This window comes from Streptomyces sp. NPDC002788, assembly GCF_053592115.1.
In genome coordinates, this window is the sequence record NZ_JBSFVB010000002.1 from 714,160 (window position 1) to 734,996 (window position 20,837).

Consider the following 20,837-nt stretch of genomic DNA (forward strand, 5'->3'; position numbering starts at 1 on the left):
AGCATAGGTGGCGATCGACTCGCAGAGGGAGGGACTCATGCCCGACGGTGGGGCGTCCATATCGAGCACCGCGCAGGAGGCCGCAGCCGGGACCGAGCGGCCCGACCGCGCACCGCGCCGCCGGACCGGGCTCCTGGTCACCTTCCTCCTCGGGAGCCTGACCGCCGTACCGCCCCTGGCGATGGACATGTACCTCCCGTCCCTGCCGGAGGTCACCCGCTCCCTGCACGCGCCGGCCGCGACCGTCCAGCTCACGCTCACCGCGTGCCTGGCCGGCATGGCCCTCGGACAGCTCGTGGTCGGGCCGATGAGCGACCGGTGGGGGCGCCGCCGCCCGCTGCTCGCCGGACTCGCCGTCTTCGTCGCCGCCACCGTCCTGTGCGCGCTCGCCCCCACCGTCGAACTCCTGGTCGTCTTCCGGCTGGCCCAGGGCCTCGCGGGCGCCGCCGCGATCGTCATCGCCCGGGCCGTCGTCCGCGACCTCTACGACGGCATGGCCATGGCCCGGTTCTTCTCCACCCTCATGCTGATCTCCGGGGTCGCCCCGATCGTGGCGCCGCTGATCGGCGGACAGGTCCTGCGCGTCACGGACTGGCGGGGCGTGTTCGCCGTCCTCACGGTCATCGGCGTGCTGATCGCCGCCCTGGTCTGGGCGAAGCTGCCCGAGACCCTCGAGCCCGCGCAGCGCCACAGCGGTGGCGTCGGCGAGGCCCTGCGCTCGATGCGCTCCCTGCTCGCCGACCGCTCCTTCGCCGGCTACACCCTCACCGGCGGCTTCTCCTTCGCGGCGCTGTTCGCCTACATCTCGGCGTCCCCGTTCGTCATCCAGGAGATCTACGGCGCCTCACCGCAGACCTTCAGCCTGCTGTTCGGCCTCAACTCGATCGGGCTGGTCGTCGTCGGCCAGATCAACGGCAAGGTCCTGGTCGGCCGGGTCAGCCTGGACCGGGTGCTGGCGATCGGCCTCGCCATCGTCATCACCGCCGCGACCGCGCTGCTGCTGATGTCCCTCGGCGTGTTCGGCGAGGTCGGTCTGGCGCCCGTCGCCGCCGCGCTGTTCGTGCTGATGTCCGCCATGGGCATCACCCTGCCCAACACCCAGGCGCTCGCCCTGATGCGCACCGAGCACGCAGCCGGCTCCGCCTCCGCCCTGCTCGGCACGTCCTCGTTCCTCATCGGCGCGGTCGCCTCCCCGCTCGTCGGCGTCGCCGGCGAGGACACGGCCCTCCCGATGGCCGTCGTCCAACTGGCCGCCGCACTGGTGGCACTGGCCTGCTTCATGGGAATGTGCCGACCCTGGAAGACGGAGAGCAGGCGCGCGAGCGCGGCGGCCCCGGAGGAGGGAGCGGAGAGCTGAGCGCACCGAGACTGCGCGACGGCACGCCGGAGCGGGCCGGACTCGACCCCGCGGAGCTGCGGCAGCTCGTCCGGGAGGTCCACGTCCTCACCACCGGGCAGCGTCCCTGGGCGCCGGGCACGGTCCTGGTCGTCGGACGCGGCCCCGTGATCGCGGTCCAGGAGGCGGCGGGCTGGGCCGTCCGCTACGCGGCCTACGACGAGGCCACCGACGCCGGCGTGGAACTGCCCGCCGAGGAGCGGGTCCCGATGACCGTCGGCACGCCCTTCGACCTGGCGTCCCTGACCAAACTGTTCACGTCCGTGGCCGCCGTGCAGCAGATCGAGCGCGGCACACTCGGCATCGACGCGAAGGTGGGGGCGTACCTGCCGGACTTCACGGCCGCCGCCCGGCACGGCATCACCGTACGGCAGTTGCTCACCCACACCTCCGGGCTGCGGCCCGAACTCCCGCTGTACGACTGCGCCGACGACGGGCAGCGACTCGCGGTGCTCCAGGCGGAGCCGCCGACCGGGACGCCCGGCGCGTACCGCTACTCCGACCTGAACATGCTCCTGCTCCAGCACGTCCTGGAACGCGTCACGGGCCGCACGCTCGACGTCCTCTTCCGCGACGGCATCACCCGGCCGCTGGGCATGAGGGCGACGGACTTCGGGCCGTGCCCGGGTGCCGCGGCGACGGAGGACCAGCGGCGGCCGTGGGCCAAGGCCGACCGGGGGATGCTGCGGGGCGAGGTGCACGACGAGAACGCCTGGGCGCTCGGAGGTGTGGCGGGCCACGCCGGCCTGTTCTCCACCGGCCGGGACCTCGCGGTGTTCTGCCGCACCCTCCTCGCCGGCGGCTCCTACGGCCCCGCCCGCATCCTCGGCCCCGACTTCGTCGAGCTCCTCTTCACCTCGCCGGGCCTCGGCTTCTCCCTCGACCAGCCGTGGTTCATGGGCGACCTGGCGGGTCGCGGCGCGGCGGGCCACACGGGCTTCACGGGCACGTCCCTCGTCCTGGACCCGGCGACGGACACGTTCCTGATCCTCCTCACGAACGCGGTCCACCCCCGCCGCCGACGCCCGGACAGCGCGCCGAGGGCGGCGGCGGGGACACGGGTGGCTCGGGCCGTGAGGGGGATGTGAGAGCGGGGCTCTCGGGCGAGCGGCGTTCTCGGGTGAGCGGCGTGCTCGGCGGAGAGTGGTGAGAGCACCGCTCATGAGGCTGAGCGATGCTCATGAGGGTGAGCACCGCTCACGAGGCTGAGCGATGCTCATGAAGGTGGGCGGGTGCCCTCAATGGTGAGCTTGCTTGCCACGGCGAGCGTGGCTCTCCATGGTGAGCGTTGCTTGCCACGGTGAGCGTTGCTCTCCGCTCTCAGCGCCTCCACCGCGAGCGGCGCCCACGACCGCGGACGTCGCTCTCTCGGCGACGCGTCGCTCTCGATCCGCCCCTCGTAGAATCGCCGGGTGAACGTCCCCGCACCCCCGGCCGAATCCCTCCGCGCCGCCCTCGCCGGTCTGCTCGACGGTCTTCCGCCCCGGCAGGCCTCGCAGGCGGTCGAGCGGCTGATCGCCAACTACCGCGGGGCCACCCCGACCGACGCTCCCATCCTGCGCGACCGCGCCGACGTCGCCGCCTACGCCGCCTACCGGATGCCCGCGACCTTCGAGGCGGTGCGGTCGGCGCTGGAGGCGTTCGCGGAGACCGTGCCCGCGTGGGTGCCCGGCGGGCACACCGACGTCGGTGGCGGGACCGGGGCCGCCGCCTGGGCCGTGAGCGCGACCTGGGACGGGGAGCGGCCCGTCACCGTGCTCGACTGGGCCGAGCCCGCGCTCGCTCTCGGCCGGGAGATCGCCGCGGCGCACCCGGCCCTGCGGGACGTACGGTGGCAGCGCTCTCGGATCGGAGCGGCGCTCACCCTCGAGAGCACTGATCTCGTCACCGTCTCCTACGTCCTCAACGAACTGACCGCGGCCGACCGCACCGCCCTCGTCGACGCCGCGGCGGCCGCCGCCCGGGCCGTCGTGATCGTCGAACCAGGCACCCCGGACGGCTACGCCCGCGTCATCGAGGCCCGCGACCGGCTGGTCACCGCCGGCTTCCACATCGCGGCCCCCTGCCCGCACAGCGCCGCCTGCCCCATCGCCCCGGGCACGGACTGGTGCCACTTCTCCGCCCGGGTCAGCCGTTCCTCCCTGCACCGCCAGGTCAAGGGCGGCTCCCTGGCCTACGAGGACGAGAAGTTCAGCTACGTCGCCGCCGCCCGCTTCCCCGTCGAACAGGCTTCCTCCCGAGTCGTCCGGCGCCCCCAGATCCGCAAGGGCCAGGTCCTGCTCGACCTGTGCGAGACCGAACCGTCCCTGCGCCGCACCACCGTCACCAAGCGCCACGGCGACCTGTACAAGGCCGCACGGGACGCCGACTGGGGAGACGCCTGGCCGCCCTGCGACCCCCCGGCCGGGTTCCGCTGAGACCGACGGCGATACCGAGGGCTTGGTCGGCACTGCCGGCGATACGGAAGGTGTCGCCGGCTGCCGCCGCCCAGGCCTCGTAGCGGCGACCAGGTCGGCGCGGCGCAGCAGGATCGCCCGTGCGGCCGCCGCGGGGGCACGGTCTCTCCCGGGCGGGGAGGTTACGACGACCGGTCGCCCGCACCACCCTCCTGGCGCTGCCGCTGCCGTTTCTCCCGGAGCGTGCGCAGCAGTTCGCGCTTCTGGGCCTGCGGATCGAGACCGCCGCCGACCGGGCCGCCCCGGCCGCCGCCGCGCAGCGCCTCGCGGCCGAGGTTCCGGCGCGATCCGCCGACCCCCAGCATGTTTCCGGCTCCGCCTCGGGCCATCTCGGGCTCCTTCCCCGCATCCTCGCCGTGACGAGACGGTTCGTCTCGTGTGTCGGCATCACTGTTCGCGAGACGCTCCGTCTTGTCAACCTGATAAGTTCGTCCCATGGCCGTCCAGAAGTCCGCCCGGTCCACTCCCGGCAAGCCCGCACCCGACTCCACCCGCCGCAGCGAGAAGTCCCGCCGCGCCATCTACGACGCCGCCCTCGCGCTCGTCGTGGAGGTCGGCTACCCGAAGACCACCATCGAGGGCATCGCCGCCCGTGCCGGCGTCGGCAAGCAGACGATCTACCGGTGGTGGCCGTCGAAGGCGGACGTGCTGATGGAGGCGTTCCTGGACCTGGCCGAGCAGTCCGTGCGGGAGGCGGGCCCGGTGCCGTACGCCTTCCCGGACACCGGTGACCTCGCCGCCGACGTCAAGGGCGTCCTGCGCGCCACCGTCGACCAACTGCGCGACCCGAGGTTCGAGGCGCCCTCACGAGCGCTGGCCGCCGAGGGCGTCGTCGACGAGCAGCTCGGGCGCGAGCTCGTGGCCAAGCTGATGCAGCCCTCGCTCGACCTCTACATCGGCCGGCTGCGCGCCGCACAGGAAGCCGGGCAGGTCCGCCCCGGCATCGACCCGCGCATCGCCCTGGAGTTCTTCATCTCCCCGCTCGCCCAGCGCTGGCTCCAGCGCACGGGCCCGATCTCCTACGAGTACACCGACACCCTCGTCGACTACGCCCTGTACGGCCTCGCGCCCCGCTGAGCGGCCCGGGCCAGGCGCCCCGGCGCGTCCGTGATGACCCCGTCGCAGCCCAGCTCCAGCACCCGGTCCCGCTGCGCGTCCGTCACCACCGTGTGCGCCCACACCCGTGGGATGCCCGACCTCACCGCCCGCCGCAGATCCGCGTCGCGCGCCCGGTGGTCCACGTCCAGCAGGTCCACGAACGGCCGCCAGCGCTCCGGGCGGTCCGTGCGCAGCTGCCGCGCCGAGCGCCACAACTGCGTGAGCAGGCCGAGGCGGTGGACGCGGCGCGCCACCTCCGGGTCGTTGGAGTTCACGAACACCGAGCGGGTCAGGCCGCGGGCCCGGATCAGGGCGGCCAGCCGGTCGAGACCGCGCGGGTCCTTCGCCTCCAGCATCAGCACGATCCGCCCGCCGAAACGATCCAGCACCTCGGCCACGGTCGGCGGCCGTTCCGAGCGCCAGCTGCCGGGCAGCGCGTCCTTCGGGCGCAGCCGTACGCCCCGCCACTCCCGGGCGTCCAGGCCGGACACCTCGCCGCCCAGGTAGGTGGTGCGGTTCAGGGTCTCGTCGTGGAACACCACCGGTGTGCCGTCGCGCAGCAGCCGGGTGTCGAAGTCCAACACCTGCGCCGTCCCGCGCGCGTAGGCGGTCATCAGCCCCGCCATGCTGTTCTCGGGGACCTCACGGGCGCCGCCGCGGTGGGCGACGTAGGTGATCCGGGGGAGCGCCGCCACCGTCAGGGGGCCCGCGCCCCACTCCAGCGGGGCCGGAGCGCGACCGCCTGGTCCCGTCAGGGTCAGTGAGACCACGGACACCGCGGAGGCCAGGCCCATCAGCGCGATCCATGTGACCATGCGACCACGGTAGGGCGCCATGTCCTGGCAAAGCGGGCAATGACACCCGATCACGGTGCGGAGTACACCTCGTCCCGTGGGCATATGCCTCGCCCCACCGGTACGAGTCTCGGCCCTCATGCCCCGGATGTGGGCACTGGCCCCCCGGTGCGCGGGAAGATGGGACCATAGGGCATGCTGTTCCGCACGACGGCGAGGCGAGGGGATAGATGAGCGCGGAGTTCGGCGGCCGGACCGGCCTGCAGGGCAAACTCACCCAGTGGCTGCGCGCCGGACGCCGGCCGAAGGAGACCGCCGGGGACGGCGGCCGTGAGGACCTGCTGCTCGCCGCCGCCGACGCGGGACTGCCCCTCGCGCCCGCCGCCCACCCCGCCGGATACCGCTGCTCCTGCGACCGCGTCGGCTGTCCCACCCCGGCCCGGCACCCGGTGTCCTTCGCCTGGCAGACGCAGTCCACCACCGATCGCCCCCAGATCGAGCGCTGGGCCCGCCATCAGCCGCAGGCCAACTTCATCACCGCGACCGGCATGGTGCACGACGTCCTCGACGTGCCCCTCGATGCCGGTCGCGACGCGTTGGAGCGGCTGCTGGCCGAGGGCGTCGAGGTCGGGCCCGTCGCCGAGAGCGACGACGGCCGCATGCTGTTCTTCACGCTCACCCGCGGTACGCCCGAGCAGGAGGACGAGTGGTGGCCCTGCGAGTTGGACTGCCACCCCGAGACGATGGACGAACACCCCGGGCTGCGCTGGCACTGTCGCGGCTCCTACGTCCTCGTACCGCCGGCCCGGCTGCCGGGGGAGGACCAGTCCGTGCGGTGGGTGCGCGGGCCCGAGCATCCGCTGCCGGATCCGCTGACCCTGCTGGAGGCGCTCACGGAGGTCTGTGCGCGGTATGCCGTGGAGGAGACCGGCCCCGCGGGGGCCGGCTGGCCCCCGCGCCACTGAGGTGTTCCCGAACGGGGGCCCGATCTACGAGCCCTCCGCTGACGTCAGGCCCTGGATCCTGCCCAGGATCGTCACCTTGCCCGGGCCCTTCGGGTCCAGCGCCACCTCGTTCGAGACGAACTCCATCGTCAGGGACTGCTTGATCTCGCCCTTCGTCAGCGCGAGGACGTCCTTGTTCGGGGAGGGGACCGACGTGCCCGCGTGGGCCGTCTGCTTCTCGTAGTGCCGCGTGGTGAAGAACACGAGCGCCCCGCCGTCCGTCGTGCGCAGCGCCAGCGGCGCGTAGTCGCCGTTCGTCAGCGGCTCGTCGATGTACTGGGTGACCATGCCCGGCTTCTTGGCGTTCTTCTGGCGCAGGGAACGCCACTGGCTGGTGTGCGGACCGTCAGTGAAGGTCTCTCCGCCGCTCTGCAGGTACGTCGAGTACGACCGGCTCAGCTCGCCGGGGTCGGTGGCGAGGTCCGTCGCCTTCACGGGGACGGATTCCGCCCAGCCGTCCGCGTCCTTCTCGAACTGCGGGACCTTGCCCGGGGCGACGAGCGTCAGGTAGGCCACCTGGAACGGGTCGTCGAGGCTGCTGCGGGTGAACACCAGCAGCCAGCGGGCGGAGCCGCCCTTGTTGCCGGCCGCGTCGGCGAGGAACCAGCGGGGCCAGCCGGCCTTCTTCGGGATCGTGAACTTCGCGTCCGTCAGCTTCAGCGGGGTGTGGTTCGGGTTGCCGTCCGGGTTGTTCGCCTTGCCGGCCTTCAGGCGGGCCGAGTCGATGTCGGCGAGGGCGCCGGTGGTGCGGTCGGCGTCCAGGGAGCCGTCGTAGGCCTTGTCGGCGTCGTTGTACGCGGTAGTGAACTCCTGGAGTGCCTTGGCGGCTTCGGCGCGGGTGGTGGACGGGAGGATCTCCCGTTCGCCGTGCACGACGACGCATCCACTGGCCGTCAGCGACAAAGCGGTCACCGAGGCTGCTATGAGGGCGCTCCGGGCGGGCCTGCGGAGCGTTCGAGGGTCGCGATCCCTGCTCATCGGGTTCCTTCACCTTCCCCTTTCCGGAGGCGAACCCTACCGGGTGCCCCCGGCGGCCGGGCCGGGGTGGGGTGCCGTGCGCGCAGCCTCGGCGGTGACGCCGTCAAACCCTGTCACCCACCGGTGTCGTCGTGGTCGTGCCGGGGCGAGGAACAGGACCAGGGTCGGGATCAAGTACAGCGCCCGTACCGTGACTTGGAGAGTGGTGCGGTCGGGCTGGAAGTCGAAGACGCCCTTCAGCAGGGTGCCGTACCAGCTGTCCGGAGGGATCGTGCCGGAGGTGTCGAAGGCCTTGTCGGTGAGGCCGGGAAGGAAGTCGGCCTCCTGGAGGTCGTGGAAGCCGTAGGCCGGGACGCCCGCCGCCACGACGACCAGCATCCCGCCGGTGTACGTGAAGAACTTCGCCGGGCGGCTGCCCGTACCGGGTACCAGGACAAGTCCTGCCCCCCGGCTCCTCCGTCCCCGCCGCCCCGGGCTCGGCGGTCACCCGCTCGGTGCTTGAATGCCCCCGTGACTGACTACGACGTGCTGCGCGTCTTCTGCGGGCCGAACGGCGGATACGGCAACGAGTTGGGGGTCGTCCGCGAGGGGTCCGTGATGCCCGAACGGGAGGACCGGCAGGCGTTCGCCGCCAAGGTCGGGTTCAGCGAGACCGTGTTCGTCGACGACCCCGAGCGCGGTGTGATCGACATCTACACGCCCACCCTGCGGCTGCCCTTCGCCGGGCACCCTTGCGTCGGCACGGCCTGGCTGCTGGACGTGCCCGAACTGGTCACCCCCGCAGGGGTGGTCGGCACCCGGCAGGACGGGGAGTTCTGCTGGATCGAGGCGCGAGCGGACTGGGTGCCCCCGCGCACCCTGCGGCAGTTCGGCAGCGCCGCCGAGGTCGACGACCTGCCCGTGCCGCCGCCGGGGGAGTGGGTGTACGCCTGGGCGTGGGAGGACGAGCCCGCCGGGCGGATCCGGGCCCGGGCCTTCCCCGGCCGGGGTGACGGCATCGACGAGGACGAGGCGACCGGGGCGGCGGCCCTGCTGCTCACCGACCGGCTGGGCCGGGCCCTCAACATCACCCAGGGCGCGGGCTCGCAGATCCTCACCGCGCCCCAGCCGGGCGGATGGACCGAGGTCGGCGGCCGGGTCCACCTCGAACGCTGACCCGGGCGGAGCGCGGCCGTAGGGGTGGATCCGCGTGCGTGCGCGGTGCCGAACGGGGACCTCCGGGCGTGACCGACCACCGCAGGGGGATTCTCACGCGCATGCGATCCGCTCTGGCCGTAGCCGCCCTGACCGCCGCCGTCACCGCCACAGGTGCGGCGACGGCCGCCGACGACGACGGCACGGGGTACCGCGACGACCACCACGTGGCGTGCGGGCCGTACGCCGGTGAGCTCGAGGCCGAGACCGCCGACATCGACTGGGCGGCGCGGTCCGCCGCAACGGCCCGTTCGACATCCGAGCAGGCCAGGCCCGACGCTCTTCCGAGCCGGAACCGCGCTTCGCCGTGCGCGAGAGAGCCCCGGACCCCTTACGCCGACAGCGGGAACTCCTCGCCCAGCGCCTGGAACACCGCGTTGTTCAGCCCGTACGCCCGCTTGCACTCGGCCACGATCCGCTGCCGCTCCAGCTCGTCACCGGGCACCGCGTCCAGTAGCTCCCAGTAACCCCGCTTGAACGCGGCCGGGTTGGGGACCTGCTCGAAGACGTAGAAGCGGACGCCGTCGCCCTTCCTCGGGAAACCCCACGCCTTCTCGGCCGTGTCGCGGATGATCTGCCCACCCGAGAGGTCGCCGAGGTAGCGCGTGTAGTGGTGGGCGACGTAGCCGGCCGGCCAGGTGCGGACGCAGTGGGTGATCCGCTCGGCGTACTGCCGCGCCGCCGGCAGGGCACTGACCGACGCGCGCCAGCCGGGGCCCCGCAGATACTCCAGGTCCTGCTCCAGCGCGGCCATGCGGAACAGCTCCGGGCGGATGAAGGGGCCGGCCACCGGATCCCCGGCCAGCTGCTCGGCGGCCGACTCCAGCGCGTCGTACACGAACCACAGCTGCTCCGTGTAGCGCGCGAACGCGTCGACCCCCAGTTTGTGCCCCAGCAGGTCGCTCATGAAGGTCGAGCCCCTGACCTCCTCGTGCTGCTCGCGGGAGGCGGTCCGGATGAGCGTCGAGAAGGAATCCATGGGTCAACTTCCTGTGGTCGGACTACCTGAGTCGACTGACCTCGCCGATCGGTTGTCGGTACACTTCCCGACGCGGTGTCGGTAAAAACCCGGGGCGCTCATGAGGAAGGCCCGCCCTCCGAGGAGAGCGGGCCCGTCAACCGGCGTACGCCGGGCGCTAGGGCAGCGTGAGGATCTCCGCGCCCGTGTCCGTCACGACCAGCGTGTGCTCGAACTGCGCCGTCCGCTTCCGGTCCTTCGTCACGACCGTCCAGCCGTCGTCCCACGTGTCGTACTCGTGTGTCCCGAGCGTCAGCATCGGCTCGATCGTGAACGTCATCCCGGGCTGGATGACCGTCGTCGCGTGCGGACTGTCGTAGTGCGGGATGATCAGGCCCGAGTGGAACGACGAGTTGATGCCGTGGCCCGTGAAGTCCCGGACCACCCCGTAGCCGAAGCGCTTGGCGTACGACTCGATGACCCGGCCGATGATGTTGATCTGCCGGCCGGGCTTGACCGCCTTGATCGCCCGGTCGAGGGACTCCCGGGTCCGCTCCACCAGCAGGCGCGACTCCTCGTCGACGTCGCCCACCAGGTAGGTGGCGTTGTTGTCGCCGTGCACACCGCCGATGTACGCCGTCACGTCGAGGTTGACGATGTCACCGTCGCGCAGGACGGTGGAGTCCGGGATGCCGTGGCAGATGACCTCGTTGACGCTCGTGCACAGCGACTTCGGGAAGCCGCGGTAGCCGAGGGTCGATGGGTAGGCGCCGTGGTCGCACATGTACTCGTGCGCGACCTTGTCGAGCTCGTCGGTGGTCACCCCGGGGGTGATGAGCTTCGCGGCCTCCGCCATCGCCCGGGCGGCGATCCGGCCGGCCAGGCGCATCGCCTCGATCGTCTCGGGCGTCTGCACCTCCGGTCCGGTGTACGGCGTCGGCGCGGGCTTGCCGACGTACTCGGGGCGGCGGATGTTTCCGGGCACGGAACGGATGGGGGACAGCTCCCCAGGGACGAGCAGCGACTGGCCAGACATGCCAGCGAGTCTAACCAGCGGCTGTGGGGGAACATGTCGGTGGCGAGAGGAGCTGGTCATGGCCCTGTTCAAGAAGCGGACGGTCGGCAAGCCGGGCGAGTGGTACTACTGCCTGGAGCACAAGAAGGTCGAGGAGGGGCCGGAGTGCCCCAACAAGGACCGCTTCGGCCCGTACGCGAACCGCACCGAGGCCGAACACGCGATGGCGACCGCCCGCGAACGCAACCTCCAGTGGGAGAACGACCCCAAGTGGCACGACGCCCCGGCGGGCGGCCGCGAGGAGACCTGACCCGTCCGGACGCCCGGGACCGCGGCCGGTGCCGCCCCGGGCGTCGTCACGCCCGGGTCGTGTCCCGGCGTCACCAGCGTGCCGGCGGCGGGGCCGTCAGGTGTTCCACCAGCCTCGCCACCCGGTCCCGCAGGCGGCGGCGCCCCCGCGGCGCGGGCACGGCGTTCTCGCCCGCCGCCGCGCTGACCAGGTGCTGGACCGTGTCGAGGTCCAGTTCCGAACCGTCGGGGACCGCCAGCGTCTCGTGGGACATGGACGGGAGCTCGCCCTGGCCGGGCCCGAGCGTCAGGATCGTCGCCCCGGCGCGGCGGGCGTCGAAGACCCGTTCCAGCAGGGGGGCGCCCGGGGCCTCGGGGGTCACCACCAGCAGTGTCTCGCCGCGCCGGGCCGCCTCCAGCCGGCCGAGACCGACCGCGAGGTGCGCCGGATCAGAGGGGCGCGCATCGTGCCGCACCAGCGTCGGGGCCAGCTCCGGCGTGCCCGACCAGGCGGCCTCGTCCACCAGGTGCGCCGCCAGATGCCACGGCTCGTACTCCGGCGTGCCGACCAGCAGCAGCCCGCCCCCGTGCGGCACCACCGATGCCCGCAGGGCCCCGGCGAACCGCCGCGTGGCCCCCAGCCACTCCGTCCCGGCGAGCACTTCCCGCAGCAGCGCGACCCGTACCGCATCCATGCGCCCGCATCCTGCCGCAGCGGGTCACTCGTGACGCGGAGTTCATCCCGCATTCGCCCGGCCTGGGTAGGCGGACCGGTCACCCGTTCCGTCGTCGAACGACCGGAGGAACCTGCCGATGACCGAGACCAGCGTCCCCTTCCGCGCCGGGCGGGAGGGCTACGCGAGCTTCCGCATCCCGGCCGTCGTCGCCACCGGCACCGGCACCCTGCTCGCCTTCTGCGAGGGCCGGGTCGGCTCCCGGGACGACTTCGGGAACATCGACATCGTCCTGAAGCGCTCCACGGACGGCGGCCGCACCTGGGGACCGCTCCAGGTAGCCGCGGAGAACGGCGACGCCCTCGCAGGCAACCCGGCCCCCGTCGTCCTCGACACCGGCCGCGTCCTCCTCGTGCACGTGCGCAACGGGGCCCTCGCCACCGAGGACGCCATCCGGCGGGGCAAGGTGACCGCGGCGGACGGACGCCGCGTGTGGGTGCAGCACAGCGACGACGAAGGCCTCACCTGGTCGGCGCCCAGGGAGATCACCCGGCAGACCAAGCGGCCCGAGTGGCGCTGGTACGCCACCACCCCCGGCCACGCCCTCCGGCTGCGCACCGGCCGGATCGTCGTCCCCGCCAACCACTCCCTGCCGCCCACCGGCGCCGACAACGGCACGGAGGGCAAGTACAACGGCGGCCACTGCCTGCTCAGCGACGACGCGGGCGTGACCTGGCGGATCGGCTACGTCGACGACGACACCGACGGCTACATCAACGCCAACGAGACCACCGCCGCCGAACTGCCCGACGGCCGGGTGTACTTCAACACCCGCAACGACTCCCCCTCGCCCGGCACCCGAGCCGACGCCCACTCGGCCGACGGCGGTCAGAGCCTGCTCAAGCCCTTCCGCCCGCAGGCCGGTCTCACCGCTCCCGTGTGCCAGGCCGCCGTCCTCCGGCTCCGCGACCCCGACCTGCTCCTGTACTCCGGCCCCGCCGACCCGGGCTTCCGCGCCCTGATGACGATCCGCGTCTCCACCGACGGCGGCACCACCTGGCGACCGGCGTACCCGGTGGACGGCCTGCCCGCCGCGTACTCCGACCTCGTACGCATCGACGCCGGCACCGTGGGGCTGTTGTACGAGACCGGCGACTTCGGCGCCTACGAGACGATCACCTTCCGGCGGGTGCCCGTGACGGAGCTGACCTGAGCCGATGACCGCGGCGGACGTAGAGTCTGGGCCATGACCTCTACCGACAGTGCTGTCACCGACAACGCCCAGAAGGCCCCCGCCAAGGACCCCTGGGACCTGCCCGACGTCTCCGGACTCGTCGTCGGGGTGCTCGGCGGGACCGGGCCGCAGGGCAAGGGCCTGGCCTACCGGCTCGCCAAGGCCGGGCAGAAGGTGATCATCGGCTCCCGGGCGGCCGACCGGGCCCGGGCCGCCGCCGAGGAGCTCGGCCACGGCGTCGAGGGCGCCGACAACGCCGAGACCGCGCGCCGCAGCGACATCGTGATCGTCGCCGTGCCGTGGGACGGTCACGGCAAGACGCTGGAGTCCCTGCGCGAGGAACTGGCCGGCAAGCTCGTCGTCGACTGCGTCAACCCGCTCGGCTTCGACAAGAAGGGCGCCTACGCGCTCGTGCCGGAGGAGGGCAGCGCCGCCGAGCAGGCCGCCGCCCTGCTGCCGGACTCCCGCGTCACGGCCGCCTTCCACCACCTGTCGGCCGTGCTGCTGCAGGACCCGGAGATCGACGAGATCGACACCGACGTCATGGTGCTCGGCGAGGTCCGCGCCGACGTCGAGATCGTCCAGGCCCTCGCCGGGCGCATCCCCGGCATGCGCGGCGTCTTCGCCGGCCGGCTGCGCAACGCCCACCAGGTGGAGTCCCTGGTGGCGAACCTGATCTCCGTCAACCGCCGCTACAAGGCGCACGCGGGGCTCCGAGTGACCGACGTGTGAGCCGGTGAGGCGCATGGGGGACACTGGACGGCACCAGCAGTGCCAGCAGTGTCCCCCGACAGGAGCCGACCGCCATGCCCCGCCTTGCCCTCTACGCCCTCATCGTCTGCGTCCTCTCCGTGGCCGCGGCGGTGGTCTCCTTCACGCGGGGCAGCTTCCTGGGGATCGTGTGGGTGCTGCTGGCGGGCCTGTCGTCCAACATGTGCTGGTACTACGTCAAGCGCGCCAAGCAGCAGAAGTCCGTCACCGGCTGATCCGTCACGGGCTGATCCGTCACGGGGCGGCCGAGCAGAACTCGTTCGAGCCCTGCCAGAAGCGGTACAGCGCCTGACCGCAGTACGTTTCGAAGTCGCTGATCCCGAGGGACTTCAGGATCGCGTCGACCACGTCGAAGAACGCGCCGTTCACCGCGGGCAGCCACAGCAGCGCGAACACGAACAGCAGACCGAACGGAGCGAACGGCTCCACCTGACGCCGGACGCCGTACGACAGCCACGGCTCGATCACGCCGTAGCCGTCCAGGCCCGGCACCGGCAGGGAGTTCAGCAGCGCGGCCGTCACCTGGAGCAGCGCCAGGAACGCCAGCGCGAACCGGAAGTCGCTCGGCACGCCGTCCAGCGCGTCCAGCCAGAACGGCGCGGTGCAGACGACGGCGAACAGGACGTTCGTCAGCGGACCGGCGGCCGAGATCAGACTGTGCTTCCAGCGCCCCTGGATCCGCCCGCGCTCGATGAACACCGCGCCGCCGGGCAGACCGATCCCGCCCATGATCACGAAGATCACCGGGAGCACGATGCTGAGCAGCGCGTGCGTGTACTTCAGCGGGTTCAGGGTCAGATAGCCCTTCGCGCCGACCGAGATGTCGCCGCTGTGCAGGGCGGTACGCGCGTGCGCGTACTCGTGCAGACACAGCGAGACGATCCACGCCGCCGTCACGAACAGGAACACGGCGACTCCGGGCTGCTCCGCGAACCCGGTCCAGGTCGCCCATCCCGTGACCGCCGTCACGGCCAGGATCCCGACGAAGACGGGACTGATCCGCCGCTCGCTGTGGCGGCTGGTGACGGTGGTCATCGGACTCCCTGGTCTCGGACACGCGGTGGGACGGCCCGACGGTACCGGGCGCAGGGGGAAAACGTCTCGCGCGGGGCGGTCGGTTCCGGAGAGGGTGGAGGCATGGGGCTCTGGCACGTGATCTACGAGGACTGGCAGATGGAGTGCTGCGGGGGCCGCGGCCGGCCGGCCCGGCCGGGGCGGCGGCGTGGGTGAACGGCGCCCCGGTGGACGGAGCGGGCCGGGGACCGCGACCGGCTGCTGCGCGGTGCCCGGCGTCCCGGCCGGGTGTTTCCGTCCTGATCGCGTGGCCCGGCCTCCGGGGCCGAGTACAGTGACCGGCCGACGCACCGCGCCCCGTCCCGTCCCGGCCGCTCGCCTCGTGGACCGGGCCCGCCGCAGCTGCCCGGTCCCGGCACCCGCCCGGCCGCGTCTCGCTCACCGCCGCCGGTCCGTGAACGCCCGGCGCGTCCTCGACCGCCGTGACCTGCCCTCGTACCAACGGAGACAATGGACCCCGTGCGCTACCGCATCCTCGGCACCACGCAGGCGCTCCGCACCGACGGCACGGTCGTCACGGTCGGCGGGGCGCGATTACGTGCACTGCTGACCGTGCTCGCCCTGCGGGCGGGACGCACCGTGCCCGTGGGGATGCTCGTGGACGAGGTGTGGGGCGGGGATCCGCCCGCCGACGCACCGGGGGCGCTGCAGGCGCTGATCGGGCGTCTGCGGCGGGCGCTCGGGGCGGACGCGGTCGCCTCCGTCGACGGCGGATACCGGCTCACGGCCGCGCCCGACGACATCGACCTGCACCGCTTCGAGCGGCTGGCCGGGGAGGGGCTGCGGGCCCTGGCCGACGGCGACCCCGCCAAGGCCGCGGTGGTCCTGGACGACGCCCTCGCCCTGTGGCGCGGCCCGGTCCTCACCGACCTGCCCGACCGCACCGCCGAGGCCGCCCGCCGGGACGCCCGCCGCCTGGACGCGCTGCGCGCCCGGCACACCGCCGCCCTCGCCCTGGGCCAGGCGGAGCAGTCCCTGCCGGAACTGACCGCCCTGTGCGACAAGCACCCTCTGGACGAGCCCCTCCAGGCCCTGCGCCTGCGCGCCCTGCGCCACGCCGGCCGCACCGCCGAGGCCCTCGCCGCCTACGAGGACGTGCGACGGCTCATCGCCGACCGGCTGGGCACGGATCCGGGGCCCGAACTGCGCGCGCTGCATCTGGAGTTGCTCCAGGCGCCGGACGGCTGTGGTACCCGCCCCCAGGGGAGCGGCCCCGCTGCCGCTTCCCCGGCCCCGACGGCCACCCCGGCCCCCGGCAACATCCGTGCCCGGCTCACCTCCTTCATCGGCCGCGAAACCGACATCGAGACCATCCGGGAGGACCTCGCGGTGGCCCGGCTGGTCACCCTGCTCGGGCCCGGCGGCGCCGGGAAGACGCGCCTGTCGCAGGAGGCCGCCGAGACCGTGCGGGACGTCATGCCCGGCGGGGTGTGGCTGGCGGAACTGGCCCCGGTCGACGACCCGGGCGCCGTACCCGAGGCCGTGCTCACCGCCGTCGGCGCCCGCGAGACCGTGCTGTACAGCGCCGGCGCCGAGGGCATCCGGGCCGCCATGGCCGACCGGCTGGACGACCCCGTCGAGCGGCTCGCCGAGCACTGCTCCAGGCCCCGCATGCTGCTGATCCTCGACAACTGCGAGCACGTCGCCGACGCCGCCGCGCGGCTCACCGAGGAACTGCTGGAGCGCTGCCCGGACCTCACCGTCCTCGCCACCAGCCGCGAACCCCTCGGCGTTCCGGGGGAGTTGCTGCGCCCGGTGGAGCCGTTGCCCGAGCCGGTCGCGCTGCGGCTGCTCGCCGACCGGGGCGCGGCGGCCCGGCCCGGGTTCCGCGTCGAGGACGACCCCGAGGCCTGTGCCGAGATCTGCCGGCGCCTGGACGGCCTGCCCCTGGCCATCGAACTCGCCGCCGCCCGGCTGCGGATGCTCACCCCGCGCCAGATCGCCGACCGGCTCGACGACCGCTTCCGCCTCCTCACCTCCGGCAGCCGCACCGTCCTGCCCCGCCAGCAGACCCTCAGAGCCGTCGTCGACTGGTCCTGGGACCTGCTCGACGAGGACGAACGGGACGTCCTGCGGCGGCTGTCGGTGTTCGCGGGCGGTTGCGACCTGCCCGCCGCCGAGGCGGTGTGCGGCCCGGTCGCCCTGGAGGCGCTGGGCTCGCTCGTCGACCGGTCCCTGGTCGTGGCCGCGCCGCCCGGAGAGTCGCCCGACGGTGAGATGCGCTACCGGCTGCTGGAGACCGTCGCCGAGTACGCCGCCGAACGGCTGGACGAGTCCGGGCAGCGTGCCGAGGCCGAGCGCGCGCACCTGAGGTACTTCCGTGAACTCGCCCGTACCACCGACCCGTTGCTGCGCGGCTCCGGTCAGCTCGCCGCCATCCGCCGGCTGGAGCGGGAGTACGAGAACCTGCGCACCGCCCTGCGTCACGCCGTCGCCCTGCGCGACGAACAGGAAGCGCTGTGCCTCGCCCTGTCCCTCGTCTGGTACTGGCGGATGCGCGACCTGCGCATCGAAACCCGTAACTGGTGCCGCGAGGTCATGGCCCTCGGTCCCGACCCCTTCACCGAGCCCGTCCGCAGCGCCGCCCCGGTGTGGCGGCGCTGCACCGACGCCCCGCCCCCGATGACCGGCGAAATCCTGCGGGAGGCCCGGCGCGGGATCCATCTGGCCCATCTGGCCTGCATGGACACCGAACTGGAGGCCTGGCAGAACCCGCGGTCGCAGCAGAAGCTGCGCACCATCGCCCGGACCTACGAACCGGGCCTGCCGCAGAACTGCCGGCTCCCCGGCCTGCTCTGGTTCTTCGCCGTGATGCTGACCGGCGACATGGACCGGCTGCGGACCGTCATCGACGCCTCCATCCGCACCTGCCGGCAGACCCCGGGCTTCGAATGGGAGCTGGCCTCCGGCCTGCAGATGCGGGCCAACTTCCTCGCCAACCGCACCGACTGGGCGGGCGACGCCGCCCGGGACGCGGACGAGTCGCTGGAGATCTACCGGCGACTCGGCGACGCCTGGGGCACCGCCGAGGCCCTCTCCGCCCGCGCCGAGGCCCACGAACGCAAGGGCCACTACATCCGGGCCGCCGCCGACTACGAGGCGGCCATCGCCCACGCCGAACGTCTCGGCGCCCGCGCCCAGGCGGCCGTGCTCAGCGCCCGCCTCGGCAGCGCGCTGCTGGAGGCGGGAGAGGGGGAGCGTGGGGAGCGGCTGCTGCGCGAGGTGATCGCCCAGCATGAGGACTCGCACAGCGGGGCCATGCCCGCAGCCCGCCTGTTCCTCGCCGGCCGGCTGGGCCTGACGGGCCGCACGGCCGAGGCGCGCGAGCAACTGCGGCGGCTGCGCGAGGACTTCCGGATCGCCCACTTCATCGTCTTCGACTCGTTCATCCTCGGGGCGGAGGCGTGGCTGGACGCCGCGGAGGGCCGACACGAGGCCTGCCTGGACCGGACGCGGAAGGCACTGGAGCGAGCCGGGGACCCGCTCTCGGCGGCCATCGCACCCCAGATGCGCGCGGTGTACCTGGCCCTCGGCGCCAGAGCCCTGACCAGCCTCGACGGCGGGCACCGCGCCCAGGACGCGGCCCGCTGCCTCGGTGCCGCCGACGCCCTGCTGCCGCCCGGCCATGTCGCCCAGCGGCAGGAGCGCGAGACCCGCGAGCAGGCGGAGCGGCAGGCCCGGGCGCTGCTCGGCGACCCGGCGTACGAGACCGCGTACGCGGAGGGCGGGGGCCTCTCCCCCGAGGAGGCCACCGCCCTGCTGTGACGCGGATCCGGCCCGTCCGGTCAGTTCTTCGTGCGGAACTTGTGGATCGCGACGGGCGCCATCACGGCGGTGATCGCCAGCGACCAGCCGAGCGTCACCCACAGGTCGTGCGCGACCGGCCCGCCCACCATCAGACCGCGCGCGGCGTCCGCCAGTGTCGACAGCGGGTTGTAGTCGGTGAACGCCTGCAACCAGCCCGGCATCGACGTCGTCGGCGCGAAGATCGACGAGCCGAACTGGAGCGGGAACAGCACCAGGAAGCCCATCGCCTGCACGGACTGCGCGTTCTTCAGGATGACGCCCAGGGTGAGGAACACCCACATGATCGACGAGGCGAAGGCCGTGGACAGGGCGACGGTCGCGAACAGCCCCGGCCAGTTGGTGATCTCGAACCCGACCGCGACGGCCACGATCATCAGCACGGCGGTCGCGAACAGCATCCGCAGCAGCTCCACCGAGATCTTCGCGAACAGCACCGAACCGCGCCCGATCGGCAGGGACCGGAAGCGGTCCATGACACCGGAGTTGAAGTCCTGGCTGAAGCCGGTGCCGACGCCCTGGGACAGCGTTATGCTCATCATCGCGATCATGCCGGGGATCACGTACTGCACGTACTGGTCCTGCCCGCCGCCCAGCGCCTGCCCGATCGAACCGCCGAAGACGAACACGAACAGCAGGGTGAAGATGACCGGCATCAGCAGCGCGTCGGCCATCGACTCCGGGTCCTTGCGGATCCACAGCAGGTTGCGGCGGATCAGGGCCCCGGTGTGGCGCAGGTGGCCCCGCAGCGGGATACGGGCGTCGCCCTCGGCGTCGTTGACGGTCACGGCGCTCATACGGCGGCCTCCTGAAGGTCTTCGGCGGGCACGGCGTCCTGCGGGGCACTGGCGCGGTGGCCGGTGAGGGACAGGAACACCTCGTCCAGACTGGGCAGTTCGGTGGTGATGGCGGAGAGCGTGATGCCGCGCGAGGTGACCGCGCCGACCACGGCGGTCAGCTGCTCGTCGCTGAGGATCGGCACGAGGACGTCACCCCGGTCCGCGTCCACGGTCGTGGTGGCGAGCCCGGTGATGCCCAGCTCGTCCAACGCGGCGGCCAGGGGCCGCAGATGCGTCGGATCGGCCGGCCGGATCCGCAGCGCCCGGCCGCCGACCTTCGCCTTCAGCTCCTCGATGGCCCCGCCTGCGACGACCTGGCCGCGGTCGACGACCGTCAGCTCGGAGGCGAGCTGCTCGGCCTCCTCCATGTACTGGGTGGTGAGCAGCACGGTGACCCCGTCGCCGACCATGCGCTTCACCTCGTCCCACACCTCGTTGCGGGTGCGCGGGTCGAGCCCGGTGGTCGGCTCGTCCAGGAAGAGCACGGCCGGTCGTCCGATCATCGACGCCGCCAGGTCCAGCCGCCGCCGCATGCCCCCGGAGTAGGTCGCCGCCGGCCGCTTGGCCGCCTCGGTCAGCGAGAAGCGCTCCAGCAACCCGTCGGCCCGGCTGCGCGCGTCCTTGCGGGGCAGGTCGAGCAGCCGCCCGATCATGTACAGGTTCTCCCAGCCCGAGAGCTTCTCGTCCACGGAGGCGTACTGTCCCGTGAGGCCGATCACCCGCCGCAGCTGCCGGGGCTGCCGTACGACGTCGTAGCCGGCGACTGTGGCCCGGCCCGTGTCGGGAGCGAGCAGGGTGGACAGGATCCGTACGAGGGTCGTCTTCCCGGCCCCGTTCGGCCCGAGCACCCCCATCACAGTGCCCTCCCGCACCTCCAGGTCGACCCCGTCCAGTGCCTTGGTCTCGCCGTAGTGCTTCACCAGCCCCCGCACGGTGACAGCGGCGCCGCCGGTGTTCTTGTCGATTCGCGTCATGGCCCTGACGGTGTCAGGGCCCACCGACAATCCACCGACAGGCCACCGACAGACCGCCGACACCACAGACAACCAGCCGACGACCACCGCAACCATCACTTGAGGAACCCCTACGGCGAGCAACCACCTCCGCGAGAGCGGCGCCGGCTTAGGGGTCCTTGCACTATGCCCGCCCGGGTCGCGTGGCCTGGCACCGCGCCTCGCCGCGTTGCCGAAATGCCCAGGTAGCTCCGCTACCAGGGCACTCCGGCGCCTTGCGATGCACGGCACCAGGCCACGCGACCTG

Annotated in this window: 20 protein-coding genes and 1 pseudogene; 11 read left to right on the forward strand and 10 right to left on the reverse strand. The window is 72.8% G+C overall.

Going from position 1 to position 20,837, the window contains the following annotated elements; genetic code table 11:
- The first annotated feature begins 37 nt into the window (after positions 1-37).
- The 3 genes from ACWD1U_RS06505 to ACWD1U_RS06515 all read left to right on the forward strand — a co-directional run bounded on the left by ACWD1U_RS06505 (position 38) and on the right by ACWD1U_RS06515 (position 3,813).
- Positions 38-1,357, forward strand: a complete 1,320-nt coding sequence (locus ACWD1U_RS06505) for a multidrug effflux MFS transporter (RefSeq protein WP_451104958.1) — start codon at positions 38-40, stop codon at positions 1,355-1,357.
- Positions 1,288-2,484, forward strand: a complete 1,197-nt coding sequence (locus tag ACWD1U_RS06510) for a serine hydrolase domain-containing protein (RefSeq protein WP_451104960.1) — start codon at positions 1,288-1,290, stop codon at positions 2,482-2,484. Before ACWD1U_RS06505 ends, ACWD1U_RS06510 begins: the two co-directional genes overlap by 70 nt.
- 324 nt (positions 2,485-2,808) lie before the next feature.
- Entirely contained in the window at positions 2,809-3,813 is a 1,005-nt protein-coding gene (locus ACWD1U_RS06515; protein WP_451104961.1) for a small ribosomal subunit Rsm22 family protein, read from the forward strand.
- A 161-nt stretch (positions 3,814-3,974) separates the two neighbouring features.
- On the opposite strand, the gene ACWD1U_RS06520 is transcribed toward ACWD1U_RS06515, so the two are convergent.
- Positions 3,975-4,181 carry a DUF6243 family protein gene (locus ACWD1U_RS06520; RefSeq protein ID WP_451104962.1) on the reverse strand — a complete coding sequence of 69 codons (207 nt, stop codon included), beginning with the start codon at positions 4,179-4,181 and terminating at the stop codon, positions 3,975-3,977.
- Positions 4,182-4,287: 106 nt separating this feature from the next.
- Between ACWD1U_RS06520 and ACWD1U_RS06525 the strand changes: the two genes are divergently transcribed.
- Positions 4,288-4,929, forward strand: coding sequence for a TetR/AcrR family transcriptional regulator (locus ACWD1U_RS06525; RefSeq protein ID WP_451104964.1), 642 nt, complete (start codon positions 4,288-4,290; stop codon positions 4,927-4,929).
- Here ACWD1U_RS06525 and ACWD1U_RS06530 read toward each other — a convergent pair.
- Positions 4,899-5,765 carry a glycerophosphodiester phosphodiesterase gene (locus ACWD1U_RS06530; RefSeq protein WP_451104966.1) on the reverse strand — a complete coding sequence of 289 codons (867 nt, stop codon included), beginning with the start codon at positions 5,763-5,765 and terminating at the stop codon, positions 4,899-4,901. The genes ACWD1U_RS06525 and ACWD1U_RS06530 overlap by 31 nt on opposite strands.
- Before the next feature lie 209 nt (positions 5,766-5,974).
- Between ACWD1U_RS06530 and ACWD1U_RS06535 the strand changes: the two genes are divergently transcribed.
- A complete protein-coding gene (locus ACWD1U_RS06535) occupies positions 5,975-6,709 on the forward strand; it encodes a bifunctional DNA primase/polymerase (RefSeq protein ID WP_451104968.1) in 735 nt (244 codons plus the stop codon).
- 24 nt (positions 6,710-6,733) lie between these two features.
- On the opposite strand, the gene ACWD1U_RS06540 is transcribed toward ACWD1U_RS06535, so the two are convergent.
- Positions 6,734-7,726 carry a hypothetical protein gene (locus ACWD1U_RS06540; protein WP_451104970.1) on the reverse strand — a complete coding sequence of 331 codons (993 nt, stop codon included), beginning with the start codon at positions 7,724-7,726 and terminating at the stop codon, positions 6,734-6,736.
- Positions 7,689-8,131, reverse strand: a pseudogene (locus tag ACWD1U_RS06545) (FTR1 family protein); the annotation flags it as partial. The pseudogene ACWD1U_RS06545 and the gene ACWD1U_RS06540, both read right to left, overlap by 38 nt.
- 105 nt (positions 8,132-8,236) lie before the next feature.
- Here ACWD1U_RS06545 and ACWD1U_RS06550 point away from each other — a divergent pair.
- On the forward strand, positions 8,237-8,881 hold the full coding sequence (locus ACWD1U_RS06550; protein ID WP_451104971.1) for a PhzF family phenazine biosynthesis protein: 645 nt from the start codon (positions 8,237-8,239) through the stop codon (positions 8,879-8,881).
- 370 nt (positions 8,882-9,251) lie between these two features.
- Here ACWD1U_RS06550 and ACWD1U_RS06555 read toward each other — a convergent pair whose 3' ends face one another.
- Positions 9,252-9,899, reverse strand: a complete 648-nt coding sequence (locus ACWD1U_RS06555) for a biliverdin-producing heme oxygenase (protein ID WP_451104973.1) — start codon at positions 9,897-9,899, stop codon at positions 9,252-9,254.
- A 157-nt stretch (positions 9,900-10,056) separates the two neighbouring features.
- Positions 10,057-10,914, reverse strand: a complete 858-nt coding sequence (gene map / locus ACWD1U_RS06560; RefSeq protein WP_451104975.1) for a type I methionyl aminopeptidase — start codon at positions 10,912-10,914, stop codon at positions 10,057-10,059.
- 58 nt (positions 10,915-10,972) lie between these two features.
- Here map and ACWD1U_RS06565 point away from each other — a divergent pair, with 58 nt between their 5' ends.
- The gene (locus ACWD1U_RS06565) at positions 10,973-11,203 is read left to right on the forward strand and encodes a hypothetical protein (protein WP_451104977.1); all 231 of its coding nucleotides are present in this window, start codon (positions 10,973-10,975) and stop codon (positions 11,201-11,203) included.
- A gap of 70 nt (positions 11,204-11,273) precedes the next feature.
- On the opposite strand, the gene ACWD1U_RS06570 is transcribed toward ACWD1U_RS06565, so the two are convergent.
- Complete coding sequence (locus ACWD1U_RS06570; protein ID WP_451104979.1) at positions 11,274-11,876, reverse strand: hypothetical protein; 603 nt, start codon at positions 11,874-11,876, stop codon at positions 11,274-11,276.
- A 118-nt stretch (positions 11,877-11,994) separates the two neighbouring features.
- Between ACWD1U_RS06570 and ACWD1U_RS06575 the strand changes: the two genes are divergently transcribed.
- From ACWD1U_RS06575 to ACWD1U_RS06585, 3 genes are all read left to right on the forward strand, one after another.
- A complete protein-coding gene (locus tag ACWD1U_RS06575) occupies positions 11,995-13,068 on the forward strand; it encodes a sialidase family protein (protein WP_451104981.1) in 1,074 nt (357 codons plus the stop codon).
- A 33-nt stretch (positions 13,069-13,101) separates the two neighbouring features.
- On the forward strand, positions 13,102-13,821 hold the full coding sequence (gene npdG / locus ACWD1U_RS06580) for an NADPH-dependent F420 reductase (protein WP_451104982.1): 720 nt from the start codon (positions 13,102-13,104) through the stop codon (positions 13,819-13,821).
- 74 nt (positions 13,822-13,895) lie between these two features.
- Positions 13,896-14,075, forward strand: a complete 180-nt coding sequence (locus tag ACWD1U_RS06585) for a hypothetical protein (protein WP_381043243.1) — start codon at positions 13,896-13,898, stop codon at positions 14,073-14,075.
- Positions 14,076-14,094: 19 nt separating this feature from the next.
- On the opposite strand, the gene ACWD1U_RS06590 is transcribed toward ACWD1U_RS06585, so the two are convergent.
- Positions 14,095-14,895, reverse strand: a complete 801-nt coding sequence (locus ACWD1U_RS06590) for a site-2 protease family protein (RefSeq protein ID WP_451104984.1) — start codon at positions 14,893-14,895, stop codon at positions 14,095-14,097.
- Positions 14,896-15,384: 489 nt separating this feature from the next.
- On the opposite strand from ACWD1U_RS06590, the gene ACWD1U_RS06595 reads away from it, so the two are divergent.
- Positions 15,385-18,699, forward strand: a complete 3,315-nt coding sequence (locus ACWD1U_RS06595; protein WP_451104986.1) for a BTAD domain-containing putative transcriptional regulator — start codon at positions 15,385-15,387, stop codon at positions 18,697-18,699.
- A gap of 20 nt (positions 18,700-18,719) precedes the next feature.
- Here ACWD1U_RS06595 and ACWD1U_RS06600 read toward each other — a convergent pair whose 3' ends face one another.
- Both ACWD1U_RS06600 and ACWD1U_RS06605 read right to left on the reverse strand, forming a co-directional pair.
- A complete protein-coding gene (locus ACWD1U_RS06600; RefSeq protein WP_451104988.1) occupies positions 18,720-19,535 on the reverse strand; it encodes an ABC transporter permease in 816 nt (271 codons plus the stop codon).
- The gene (locus ACWD1U_RS06605; protein ID WP_451104990.1) at positions 19,532-20,551 is read right to left on the reverse strand and encodes an ATP-binding cassette domain-containing protein; all 1,020 of its coding nucleotides are present in this window, start codon (positions 20,549-20,551) and stop codon (positions 19,532-19,534) included. The genes ACWD1U_RS06600 and ACWD1U_RS06605 overlap by 4 nt, the downstream gene beginning before the upstream one ends.
- Between the last annotated feature and the right edge of the window lie 286 nt (positions 20,552-20,837).